The sequence below is a fragment of the Streptomyces sp. NPDC006283 genome, assembly GCF_040613325.1.
Classification (GTDB): domain Bacteria; phylum Actinomycetota; class Actinomycetes; order Streptomycetales; family Streptomycetaceae; genus Streptomyces.
Map to the genome: position 1 here is coordinate 1 of NZ_JBEXRZ010000229.1, position 11,519 is coordinate 11,519.

Sequence of the window (11,519 nt, forward strand, 5' to 3'; positions counted from 1 at the left end):
GATGGTCCGTTGTCTGATGGACAATGCTCAGCGTTCCTTTGCGCAGGAGTGGGACCGCATCGGCTGTCCCACTCTCCTCGTCCGTACGGCGGCCGGCCCGCGGTCTTTCGTCAGCAGGGCCGGCGCCACGCCCCGAGGTCGAGCTTCTTGCGCATGGAGCTGAAGCCGCGCCGCCCGGCCTGACCGCAGAAGCGTTCCAGCGCGAGCGCGTACTCGACGTGGAGAACCGCTTTGCCCGCCTCCACGAACGGGGTGAGCGACGCGCAGTCGCCGTACTGTGCGCACTCCTCGTTCACCGCGAAGTCGAATTCGTCGACCAGTTCCGGCACCTGACCGAGGTCGTTCTTGAGCCCGACGGACAGACCGCGCTCATGGGCCAGGCGCGCGATCATGCGGTTGTAGGCGAGCTGATGGGCGTCGGTCAGCGCGAAGCCGGTGTCGTTGACGTAGCCGTCGAGCAGATCCGGTTCGACGGCGTCGAAGCCCCGCTCACGGCACAGCTCCATGCGTGCGGTCATCAGCGGCCGCAGTACGTCGAGTCGACGGATGTCCAGCCAGCGCTCGCCCGCCCAGCCGTTGGGCTTCCCCAGGACGGACCTCGGGAAGCGGCCGGCGTCGGGGCGGAAGTCCTCCCAGGCTCCCACGTTGATGTAGCAGATGACTCTGCGTCCTTCACGGTGCAGCCGGCGCACGGTCGCCGCGTCGTTCTCGAAGCCGTCGATGTCGTAGACCGGTACGTCGACGCCGTGGTCGATCGGCCCGTCGAGCTGCCACTGCCAGGCCGTGCCGGGCCGCGGACTCCAGCGCCGTTTCGACTCGCCGCCGCCCGGTGCCGTGCAGGCGGCGAGCAGCAGCAGCGTCAGAACGGCGGCCACCGCACGCGGTCGGCCGTTCATGACGCGTTGCGCAGCGCGGGGGGCAGCGACGACCACGGGTTGGGCCCGTGGCCCGTGACGGCGCAGTGCACCGCGGCCCCGCGCAGCTCGGCCGTACGGGCCGCGAGGCCCGAGAGCCCGCTCGGCACGCCGTGCACGAGATGGCAGAACGCTCCCGGCGGATGCCCCCTGGTCCACGGTGGCGCGGCCGGAGCCGTGCGATACGCCTCCCAGCCGCCCTCGAAGGTGACGAGCAGATCGGCGAACGACGCGTAGCCGGGAGCCGGATGCACGCCCGGGTTGAGCGCGAGCGTGGCCCCGCCGTGGGCCCTGGCCGTCCGGGCGAGCCGCCGGTAGTGGCGCACACCGGCCTGGTCGGGGGCGACCTGGTCGAGGAAGAACCCGTCCGTGTCGTACCAGGCCCGGTGCCGCTCGTAGTCGGCCGCCACGGCGCGCGCGGAACGGCGCCCGTAGTCGGTGTCCACGTATCCGAGGACCCGTACGCCTGCCGAGCGCAGCTCCCGGGCGGCCCGGGCGAATGCGGCGTCGGGTGTGCGGCCCGGGCCGTCGGCGGCGTTGAGCACCACGCCGTACAGAACAGGAGCGCGGTCGACGAGGGTCCGCCAGGCGGCCGGGTCGACGGAAGGGTGGACGTACAGGGGGACGAGCAGTTTCATGCCGGGCCGTTCACCGCGCGGACGGGCCCGGCAACCGGAGCGGGGGACGACGACTGCCACAGATCGGCCACGGACCGCGCCAGTTCGCGGCGCGGCCGCCAACCGAGCACGGCGCGGGCCGCCGAGATGTCGGCCGACTGCCACAGCACGGCGGCGGAACGGGCGGAGCCGCCGCCGGCCTCCTCGAGCCGCCCGGCGAACTTGGCTGCCCGCACCAGAAGAACGGCCAGCTCCCGGACCCGGGTCGGCCGTCCGCTTCCGACGTTGAGGATCGGAGGCAGCGGGCCGTCGGCGACGGCCGCGGCCGCGACGGCGTCGGCGACGTCCCGTACGTCGACGAAGTCGCGGTACGCCGACAGGTCCCCCACCCGGATCGTGCCCTGCTCGCCGGCCCGCCACAGCTCCGCGGCGAGCCGCCCCGGCAGCCCCGACGCCGGGGCGCCGGGGCCGACGGGGTTGAAGACCCGCAACACCACGGAGTCGACGCCGGAAGCGGTGACGGCGACCGTCCCCGCCAGCTTCGTCGCACCGTAGGGGCCGAGCGGCCGGGTGGCGGCCGACTCGGCGAGGGGCTCGCCGTCTGCCGAAGGGCCGTACTCGGCCGCTGACCCGAGATGGACCAGACGAGCGGCCGGCACGGTGTCCCGCATCGCCTCGGACAGGGCGGCAGGGCCCCGGGCGTTGACGTCCGTCATCTGTACGGCGCTGCCTGCCACCAGCCCCGCGCAGTTGACGACCGCGTCGGGCGCCGCACGGCGCAGCGCGTGCGAGAGCTGCTCAGGGCCCGCGGTCAGATCGATTTCCAGGTCCGAAGCCGGAGCCCGGCCGCCGAGCAGCAGCCGCGCGCCCGGCAGTTCGCGCAGCCGCTCGGCGGTCGCGCTGCCGAGGAATCCGGTGGCCCCGAGCAGGAGGATGCGCACGGGCGCTCACGCTCCCTTGAGCAGCAGGCCGCGGTGGGTGGTGAACTCGGCGTTCGCCCGGTCGTAGTCGTCGGGCCGGCCGATGTCGAGCCAGTAGCCGTCGAACTCGTAGGCGTGCGGCGGGCGGTCCGCCTTTAGAAGGTCCAGCATCAGTTCGTCGAATCCGAGCGGCAGCCCCGGCGTGTACCCGGCGAGGGTCTCCCTGCTCAGGCCGTACACGCCCATGGAGACGCGGTAGTCCATGCTCGGTTTCTCCGCGAAGCCGGTGACCCGGCCCGCCTCCGTGGTGAGTACGCCGAAGTCGATCGCGACCTTGCGCGCGTACGTGGCCACCGTCAGTGGCGCGCCGGAGGCGGTGTGCCGGGTCAGCACGTCCCCGTAGTCCAGGTCCGTGAGGATGTCCCCGTTCATCACGAGGAAGGTTTCCGGAAGCCGGTCCATCATCGTGAGCAGCGGGCCCATCGTGCCGAGCGGGCTGTCCTCCGTGGAGTAGCCGACGCGCATGCCCCACTGGGAGCCGTTGCCGACGTAGGCGCGGATGATGTGGCCGAGATGCCCGATCGCGATGGTGCAGCTGGTGAAGCCGGCTGCGGCGAGCTGCCGCAGCACGATCTCCAGGATCGCGTGCTGGTCCCCGATGGGCACCAGTGGCTTGGGCAGTGCCGTGGTGTACGGGCGGAGCCGGACACCCTTGCCTCCGGCGAGTATCACTGCGTGCATGGGCTTCCCCTGTCCGTCAGATGTTGTAGATGCCGGTCTTGTAGCGGGCCAGGTTGGCCGGGCTGCGGAAGAAGTCGATGGTCCGGCCGAGGCCGTGCTCCAGCCCGTACTCGGGCGCCCAGCCGGTCGCGGCGCGCAGCCGGGAGGCGTCGGCGACCAGGCGCATCACCTCGGAGGCCGCCGGCCTGATGCGCTGCTCGTCCTCCCGCACCTCGAGTTCGACGCCCATCAGCTTGCCGATGAGCGAGGTGATGTCGCCGACCGAGATCTCGCCGCCGGTGCCGGCGTTGAAGGTGCGGCCGACGACGGCCTCCGCCGGCGCGGTGCCCACCGCGAGAAAGGCGCGCGCCGTGTCCTTGACGTAGAGGAAGTCGCGGGTGGGGCGCAGGTCCCCGAGCGTGATGGTCCGTTCGCCCGCCGCGACCTGTCCGATGACGGTCGGGATGACCGCCCGCATGGACTGGCGCGGTCCGAACGTGTTGAACGGCCGCAGCGTCACCACCGGGGTGTCGAAGCTGGCGTGGTAGCTGTCGGCGAGCCGGTCGCCGCCCGCCTTCGACGCCGCGTACGGCGACTGGGTGTTGATCGGGTGGTCCTCGGTGATCGGCACGGTCCGAGCGGTGCCGTACGTCTCGCTGGTGGAGGTGTGCACCAGCCGGGGGACGCCGAGCCGGCGCACCGACTCGAGGACGTTGAGCGTGCCCGTGACATTCGTGTCCACGTAACTGTGCGGTGCCTGGTAGGAGTACGGGATCGCGATGAGGGCGGCGAGGTGGTAGACCGCCTCCGCGCCCTCCACGAGCTGCCGGACGGAGCCGGGGTCGCGGACGTCGCCGAGGACGATCTCGACCTGGTCGAGCACGTCGGGGGCGAGGGTCTCCAGCCAGCCGTAGGACGAGAACGAGTTGTACTGCGCCATGGCGCGGACCCGGTACCCCGCGGCGACGAGGGTCTCGGTCAGATGCGAACCGATGAAACCCTCTGCCCCGGTGACGGCGACCAGCGTGTTCGGTGTCACGAGGAAGACTCCTGTGGTGGATGTCGATGAGTGGGACGTGTTGTCAGCGGTGTGCGGTTGGCCGGCCGAGCTGCCGCACCGCGGTGACGACCAGGACGACCGCGGCCGCGGAGCGGCAGACGAGTCGGACGGGATCGGCCGGCAGGCCGGCGCCCGCCGCACCCGCCTCCGCCGCGGCGGCGAGAAGCGTCACCAGAGCCGGGACCCATGCCGCGGAGAACGCCTGGAGCAGCAGCGCCGTCCACAGCACCGCCCCCAGCGCGAGCAGGGAGAGCACGGCGGCGAGCCCGGCGCCGAGGGCCGGCGCGACGATCGCCAGGCAGGCCATGTACGCCCCGAGGCACAGGGCCAGCGCCCTGGTCGCGCGCAGCGCGAAGTGGCGTATGCCGACGCTGCCGCGCAGCGCGGTCAGTGCCAGCGAGCGGTACCGGTACAGGAGCCACTCGGCGAAGCCCATGCTGAGGGTGAGGAGCACCACCAGGCCGGCGTCGTCCGCCCCGGTGAGCGCGGCGAGCACACCCGCGGCAAGGCCGAAGACGCCGTACGGAAGGGAGCGCAGCAGCCCGCTCCGGTCCCCGCCGGCGGGCGGGGAGGAACGGAACGCGCCGCGCACCGTGTGCCAGGCCGCCACCGCGGCGGCGACCACCGTGGCGAGCAGCAGCGCCACGGCCAAGGGCACGGGCGGCCTGACCACGGGCACGGTCGCGGCACCGGCGGCGACGGGCAGCAGCGCGGCCAGCAGGACACGCTCACGGCCCAGGACGAGCAACACGGTCGCCGCGGCCAGATAGCAGCACTGCCCGGCGGCGAACACGGCCCCGGCGCCGGGCCCCGTGACGGCCAGTCCGACGAGCGACGCCACCAGAGCCCCCGAAGGCGCACCCAGCGCCAGGGTCCGCGCGGCGGCTGACGTCCCGTCGGTACCGAGCCGCACATGGGCGCGGTGCCCGAGCGCCTGGTTCCATGCCCAGGCGGCGAGCCCGGACGCGACGAGTCCCGCGACGCCGGCGGCACCCTGCCACAGCCCGGCGCCCAGCACGTAGGCCAGTCCCGGCATGGCGAAGACCAGGCCCCGCAACGCGCAGCGGACGGGATCGGCGCGCCAGGGGTCGGGCACGGCCAGGGGCCGTGGATAGTGGCGGGGCACCCGCGCGTACAGGTCCTCGGCGAGTGCGAACAGGTCGGGGCGGTCGTAGCGTTCCCGGATCTGTTCACCCGTCAGCCCGTCGGACTCCAGCAGGGCCGCGACCTCGTACGGATGGACGGCCGACGCGATCGGCTCCACGAGCCGCTCGGCCAGGTCGTCGATCGGGTCCGCCGCCCAGCTCGGCCGGGTGCGGCCGCGCGGCCGGGGGCGCGGAGCGGATAAGAAGGGGAGCGCGTCACCGTCGCCGGGGACCAGCCGCAGCGGGCCGCTCATGCGGTGGCCTCCGCGGGTACGGGGCGGGGGACGGTCATGGACTGTCGTGTACCCGGGGCCAGTTCGAGGTAGACGGAACGGAAGGTGTCGACGGTTTGCCGCAAGGTGAACTGCTCGATCACCCGCAGCCGCGCCCCTTCGCCCAGCGCCGCTCTTCGCTGCGGATCGCGCAGCAGCTCGAGCGCCGCGCGGGCCATCGCCTCCGGCTCGCGCGGCGGTACGACCAGACCGCAGTGCCCGACGGCCTCCCGCACGCCGCCGACGTCCGTGGAGACCGTGGCGCGCCCGCAGGACATGGCTTCTATCAGCGTGAACGGAAAACCCTCGCTGATGCTCGACAGCATCACCACGTTGCCCGCCGCGTACGCGTCCCTGATGTCGTCCACCCGGCCCTCGAACCGCACGGCTTCGCCGTGCCCGAGCTCGGCGGCGAGCGCCTCGCAGCCCTTTCGATACGCCTCCCCGCCGTGCGGCGTGCCCCCGAAGAGCCGCAGCCGCGCCTCCGGAATCTCCTCGCGTACGAGCGCGAACGCCCGTATCAGCGTCTGCAGGTCCTTGATCGGGTCGACCCGTCCCGCCCAGCTCAGCGTCGGCAGCGTTGGCTCCGGCCCGGCGGGTGGAAAGGCGGCCGGGTCGACGCCGTTGTAGACGGTGCGTATCAGAGCCGGATCGGCGCCCCCGCGTTCCTCCCACAGGCGGTTGTACCGGTTGCCCGGGGTGACGAGAGCGGCGACCCGGTACGTCTCCTCGGCCAGCAGCCGGAAGAAGCCGAGCAGCAGAGCCTTCACCGGCCAGGGGTAGGGGCCGGTGCGATAGCCGAGGTAACGTTCCCGCAGATATACGCCGTGCTCGGTGAGCAGCAGCGGAACACCGTGCTCCCGTGCGCCCACCAGGCCGGGCAGTGCCGCGATGCCTCCGCTGACGGCGTGTGCGACCCCGTCGGCCGGAGGGGCGGCCGCGAGCGGCCGGAGCGCGTGCTCGAGCAGATCCGTGGCGGTCAACGCGTCGTGCACCGTGGGCCGCGCAGCGGACACCGGAAGGTCGCGCCGGGTCCAGATGTCCACCAGAACGCGCACGGCGCGGTCGGTGCGCAGCGCCGGCGCGAGCACACCGTCACGGGCCGCGCGGGCCAGTTCGCTCAGCGCGGGTCCGAATGCGGCCTCGGCCGACGGGTCGAGAAGAGCGGTCAGGAACCGTTCGTAGACGTCCATGAGCCGCCGCAGCCGTGCGCGGCGGGGCGGCCGGCCCGCCGGCGGCGGACCCCACATGGGCACGGACACCGGCCCCGACACGTGGGGCGGCAGCTCCCATGCCACGGGCTCGCGACCGGTGCCGGTCACCGCCGTGATCCGGAAGTCGACGTCGGGCATGCCGCGCACGAGCTGGTCGCACCAGACGCTCACCCCGCCGTGGCTGTGCGGATAGGTGCCTTCGGTGAGGAGGGTGACCTGAGGCGCGCCGGGGCGCGGCGGGCTGAGCGATCTGGCCATGCGGAACTTCCCCCGTGGGTCATGACGATGCGGTTGGGCGAGGGTTCGTGTCGTACGGGCGGCGTCCCGCGCCGCCCCAGCCGGTGGCCGCGAGGAGGCGGAGTCCCGGCCCGACGCGGGCGGAGTCCCGCCTCAGCCGGTGACGCGGCTGTCCGGCATCCCGTGATCCGTGACTCCGTACGCCACCCGCTCGCGCACCCCTCGCGGCAGCGGCAGCCTCGGGGCCGGCGCCGGAACCGGCCCGGTCACCGACGCGTCCGCAACGGCCGGCGCCGCCGCGGACGCGGCCGGCAGCGCGAGCGTCACCCGGTCCTGGAGCAGTCCGGGCGAGACCCAGCCCACGAGCGAACCGGCGTAGGCGCTGCCGAAGGCAGTGGTACCCAGCAGCTGGTTCTGCCGCGTCCCGGTGGGCATCGTGGCCGTGACGCGCACTCCCGCGGGAGCCCGCACGGTCACCGTGCCGCCGATGCGGTACGCGCTCACCTGGCCGGAAGCGACGGCGGCGCGCCACGCCGCCCGGTCGCGCAGCTCCGCGCCGATGTCGCGCTGGCGCAGGTTCACCAGCGGGGTGCTGTCCGCGTACAGCGCCGCGTAGTCGGCGAGGACACGGTCGAGCACCGGGTAGGCGATGCGGTCCTCCGCCAGGTTGGACTGGTGGACGAAGTGGGGCCGCGGGTCACCCGCCAGCACATGGCCGAGCGCGATGCGCGCCTCCAGCGGCACCACATGCTCGGCGTATCCCGTGGCGGCGTCCAGCGGCTCGTCGAGGCAGGTCGAGACGGAGGAGATCTCGCAGATGCCGCTGCCGCCGTCCGCCGTCCTGGTGTAGATCCAGTTGTACTCGTCGATCTGCTCGGCGGTCCGGCCGGCGTTGTAGAAGACGTTCATGGGATACCGGGGGACGGTGAGGGCGGGCCCGACCCGGCGCTGCTGGGGGTCGCGGGAGTTGTCGGAGGCGAGCGAGGCGACGGCGTTGTCCGAGAGCGCGGCCGCGAGGTGGGGATTGTCGTCCGGCTGCTGCGGCAGGATCTTCAGCCCGGAGTGCTCACCGGTCACCAACTCGTCGTCCCTGAGCGGCAGTCCGGCGCGGCGGCCCCACGCCCGGTTGTCGGAGATCTGGGCGGAGATCTCACTGCGGCTCGCGTACTTCACCGTGCCGTCGGCGTTCTTCGCGCAGGTCCACGGGACGGTGCTGACGTCCTGCAGGCAGCCGAGGAAGGGATGGTTGTACGTGTGGTTGACCCAGCGGAAGGCGCCCCTGTCGGCAACGAGCTGCTGCGCGAGCGGGTCGCTGCCGCCGTTCTCCTCCTTGAACAGTTCGCTGCCGCCCCCGTTGAAGACCATGTCCAGGGTGAAGCCCTTGGCGGCCGACCACTGCGCCGCGTACCGGGCGTCGGTGGCCGTCATCCGGATGGGATCGGGTTCGCCCTGGTCAGGAGGGCAGTCGACGTCGCCCGGTGTGCAGTTGAGCTCGCTGTCCCAGCGGTCGTCGGCGGCGAACACGTCGTCGATGTGCACGGCGAAGTAGTGGCGGGCCGCGCCGACACGGACGCCCTGGGTCATCCAGTCGACGATGCCCCGGGCCAGCAGCCGGAACTGCTGCTGGTACTGGTTGTAGACGAAGGTGACCACCAGCTCCCGACGGCCGTCGTGCCGGTACTCGCCGACGAGGGAGCCGCGCTCGGCGGAACCCGGCACGGGGGCGTCCACGTAGCTGGTGAAGTCGGCACCAGCCGCCGGCCGTGCTACGTGTGCGTAACTCTCGCCCACCGAGGTCGAGTTGTCCTCGAACGGCACGGGGCCGTCGAGATAGCCGAACGGGCCCGCCTTGCCCGCGGCGGTCACGGCCGCCCGGACGCCGTCCAGCGAACCGCTGTACCCGCCGTTCACCGGGTGGTCCAGACCCACCTCGGGGCGGGCATAGGTGTAGGCGTCCACCTGCGGGATCGCGAACCTCTGCTCGTACGAGGCCAGAGCTGTGAGCTCGGCCGCCGCCATGCCGGCCGGGCTGTCGCTGGGCAGCACCACCGCCTGGTACTTGGCGCGCGGCCGCCCGTCGACGGTGTCGGCGAGGAAGCCGGCTTGGATCTCGGGACGGTCCGCCTCCCGGAGATCGACGCGCGTGAACGGAGTTCCGGCGCTGCCCAGTTCGGCGGCGATCGCGTCGACGGCAGGTCCTCCGTCGTCGACGACGAGCACCCGCAGATCGATCCGGGGCGTCGGTGCCGGCGCGGCCCCCGCCGAAGGCGGCGTGGCGAGCGCGAGCAACAGCGAGCCTGCGCCGGCGAGCGCGGCGGTGCGGACGGTACGCCTCAATGTGGTCCCTCCCCGGTAGGGCATGCCGGACCCCCATCCGGCATGCCCCACCCCCCCTGAAGTGGTCCGATCGATAAGGCGACCGTCCACGTCTCCTGTCGGATCACATAGTGGGGCGTGATCCGCCGATTGTGTGTGGACAATGTGAAACCTGGCGCAAAACGGATGCGGGGAAGGGGGCTGTGGGGCCGGCTGCCGGGGCGACGGAAACCGCCGCTCACGCACCCGTGCGGCGCAGGTGGCGTGCGGCGTAAGCCCTCACCCGCCCAATTTGGCCACCAGAGGTCCAGACCAGTCTGCCGACTGTTCGCGTGCCACCGACTCACACAATCCGGCCACGCCTGCCGAGCAGTGACGGATCGCACGCGGTGCCCCGTAATAAGCCCGGCCGCCCAAAGGTGACGCCCGTCATTTGGTCGACCCCCCAACACTCAGTAAAGTCGTGCTTTTGAAACGCGGCATTCGAGTGATCGAGGAACGGCAACCAGCAATGACGGTGACAGAGGACAGCCCGGTGGCCTACGGGCCGGGCATCGACCCGGAGCGGCTGGCCGTCTGCCTGAGCGTGCTCGAGGAGCTCGACAAGCTCGAGGTCGACCACCCCGACGCGATCATGGTGCGTCGCGCCACCGCCGGTATCTACCGGACGGTGAAGCAGCGCCGCCGCCAAGAGCGCCGGGCCGCCAAGACGGCGCACGACAAGGCCGTCACCGAGGCGACGGCGACCGGTTCCGCCGCCCGGATCGACGACGAGACGCAGGGCGTGCTTCCGTCGTCCTCCGCCCTCGGCGAGATCGCGGGGATACTCCAGCGCCCGCGGTCCTGCTACATCTGCAAGTCCCGCTACGTCGAGGTCGACGCGTTCTACCACCAGCTGTGCCAGTCGTGCGCGACGGAGAACCGCGCACGCCGCGACGCCCGCGCCGACCTGTCCGGCAAGCGCGCCCTGCTCACCGGCGGACGCGCCAAGATCGGCATGTACATCGCGCTGCGGCTGCTCCGTGACGGTGCCCACACCACCATCACCACCCGGTTCCCCAACGACGCCATCCGTCGATTCAAGGCGATGCCGGACAGCGACGAGTGGATCCACCGGCTCAAGATCGTCGGCATCGACCTGCGGGACCCGGCTCAGGTCGTGGCCCTCGCGGACTCCGTGGCCGCCGAGGGCCCGCTGGACATCCTGATCAACAACGCGGCCCAGACGGTCCGCCGCTCCCCGCAGGCGTACCGCGAGCTGGTCGCCGCCGAGTCGGCTCCGCTGCCCGCCGGAGAGCTGCCGCCGGCCCAGGTCATCGGTACCTTCGGCAGCGGCGCCGTCGACTCCGTGGCCGCGCTGCCGTCCTCCGGCGGCGAGGGTCTCACCGCGCAGGACGTCACCGACCTCGCCCTCGTGAGCGGTTCCGCTTCCTTGGAGCGCATCGCGGCCGGCACGGCCATCGACGCCGGCGGCCTGGTGCCCGATCTGCACGACACCAACAGCTGGATCCAGACGGTCTCCGAGGTCGACCCGGTGGAGCTGCTGGAGGTGCAACTCTGCAACTCCACCGCGCCGTTCATCCTGATCAGCCGGCTCCGGCCGGCGATGTCCGCGGCCCAGGGCAAGCGGAAGTACGTCGTCAACGTCTCCGCCATGGAGGGTGTCTTCAGCCGCGGCTACAAGGGCGCCGGGCACCCGCACACCAACATGGCCAAGGCGGCGCTGAACATGCTCACGCGCACCAGCGCCCAGGAGATGTTCGAGGCGGACGGCATCCTGATGACGGCCGTCGACACCGGCTGGATCACGGACGAGCGGCCGCACCCCGACAAGATGCGCCTCGCCGACGCGGGCTTCCACGCCCCCCTCGACCTGATCGACGGTGCCGCCCGCGTCTACGACCCGATCGTCCGTGGCGAGCAGGGCGAGGACCTCTACGGCTGCTTCCTCAAGGACTACGCCCCCGCGAACTGGTAGGCCTCAAGGCGGCCCTGGGGAACCGGCGGCCCAGAAGGACGCCTCCGCTTCGCGCCATGCTCACGGCCGGTGCACCCGTCACCGGTGCACCGGCCGGTTGTGTGTAGGGTAGGACACGGTGTGGCC

The 11,519-nt window shown here is 72.3% G+C and carries 9 protein-coding genes; 1 reads left to right on the forward strand and 8 read right to left on the reverse strand.

Going from position 1 to position 11,519, the window contains the following annotated elements; all coding sequences use genetic code 11:
- Positions 1 to 110 precede the first annotated feature (110 nt).
- The 8 genes from ABZ070_RS31015 to ABZ070_RS31050 all read right to left on the reverse strand — a co-directional run bounded on the left by ABZ070_RS31015 (position 111) and on the right by ABZ070_RS31050 (position 9,436).
- On the reverse strand, positions 111 to 896 hold the full coding sequence (locus ABZ070_RS31015) for an endo alpha-1,4 polygalactosaminidase (RefSeq protein ID WP_356638653.1): 786 nt from the start codon (positions 894 to 896) through the stop codon (positions 111 to 113).
- Positions 893 to 1,552, reverse strand: coding sequence for a spherulation-specific family 4 protein (locus ABZ070_RS31020; RefSeq protein WP_356638654.1), 660 nt, complete (start codon positions 1,550 to 1,552; stop codon positions 893 to 895). The genes ABZ070_RS31015 and ABZ070_RS31020 overlap by 4 nt, the downstream gene beginning before the upstream one ends.
- The gene (locus ABZ070_RS31025; protein ID WP_356638655.1) at positions 1,549 to 2,472 is read right to left on the reverse strand and encodes an NAD(P)-dependent oxidoreductase; all 924 of its coding nucleotides are present in this window, start codon (positions 2,470 to 2,472) and stop codon (positions 1,549 to 1,551) included. Before ABZ070_RS31025 ends, ABZ070_RS31020 begins: the two co-directional genes overlap by 4 nt.
- 6 nt (positions 2,473 to 2,478) lie before the next feature.
- The gene (locus ABZ070_RS31030; RefSeq protein ID WP_356638656.1) at positions 2,479 to 3,192 is read right to left on the reverse strand and encodes a sugar phosphate nucleotidyltransferase; all 714 of its coding nucleotides are present in this window, start codon (positions 3,190 to 3,192) and stop codon (positions 2,479 to 2,481) included.
- Positions 3,193 to 3,208: 16 nt separating this feature from the next.
- Complete coding sequence (locus ABZ070_RS31035; RefSeq protein ID WP_356638657.1) at positions 3,209 to 4,210, reverse strand: SDR family NAD(P)-dependent oxidoreductase; 1,002 nt, start codon at positions 4,208 to 4,210, stop codon at positions 3,209 to 3,211.
- Positions 4,211 to 4,253: 43 nt separating this feature from the next.
- On the reverse strand, positions 4,254 to 5,630 hold the full coding sequence (locus ABZ070_RS31040) for a hypothetical protein (RefSeq protein ID WP_356638658.1): 1,377 nt from the start codon (positions 5,628 to 5,630) through the stop codon (positions 4,254 to 4,256).
- A complete protein-coding gene (gene pelF / locus ABZ070_RS31045) occupies positions 5,627 to 7,120 on the reverse strand; it encodes a GT4 family glycosyltransferase PelF (protein WP_356638659.1) in 1,494 nt (497 codons plus the stop codon). The genes ABZ070_RS31040 and pelF overlap by 4 nt, the downstream gene beginning before the upstream one ends.
- A 132-nt stretch (positions 7,121 to 7,252) precedes the next feature.
- Entirely contained in the window at positions 7,253 to 9,436 is a 2,184-nt protein-coding gene (locus ABZ070_RS31050) for a hypothetical protein (protein ID WP_356638661.1), read from the reverse strand.
- Between the two features lie 490 nt (positions 9,437 to 9,926).
- Between ABZ070_RS31050 and ABZ070_RS31055 the strand changes: the two genes are divergently transcribed.
- Complete coding sequence (locus ABZ070_RS31055; RefSeq protein WP_356638663.1) at positions 9,927 to 11,393, forward strand: SDR family NAD(P)-dependent oxidoreductase; 1,467 nt, start codon at positions 9,927 to 9,929, stop codon at positions 11,391 to 11,393.
- The last annotated feature ends 126 nt before the right edge of the window (positions 11,394 to 11,519 follow it).

Coding starts and splice junctions, on each gene's coding strand:
- pelF (WP_356638659.1), bottom strand. CDS start 7,120: ATGGCCAGATCGCTCAGCCCGCCGCGCCCCGGCGCGCCTCAGGTCACC.
- ABZ070_RS31015 (WP_356638653.1), bottom strand. CDS start 896: ATGAACGGCCGACCGCGTGCGGTGGCCGCCGTTCTGACGCTGCTGCTG.
- ABZ070_RS31040 (WP_356638658.1), bottom strand. CDS start 5,630: ATGAGCGGCCCGCTGCGGCTGGTCCCCGGCGACGGTGACGCGCTCCCC.
- ABZ070_RS31020 (WP_356638654.1), bottom strand. CDS start 1,552: ATGAAACTGCTCGTCCCCCTGTACGTCCACCCTTCCGTCGACCCGGCC.
- ABZ070_RS31030 (WP_356638656.1), bottom strand. CDS start 3,192: ATGCACGCAGTGATACTCGCCGGAGGCAAGGGTGTCCGGCTCCGCCCG.
- ABZ070_RS31055 (WP_356638663.1), top strand. CDS start 9,927: ATGACGGTGACAGAGGACAGCCCGGTGGCCTACGGGCCGGGCATCGAC.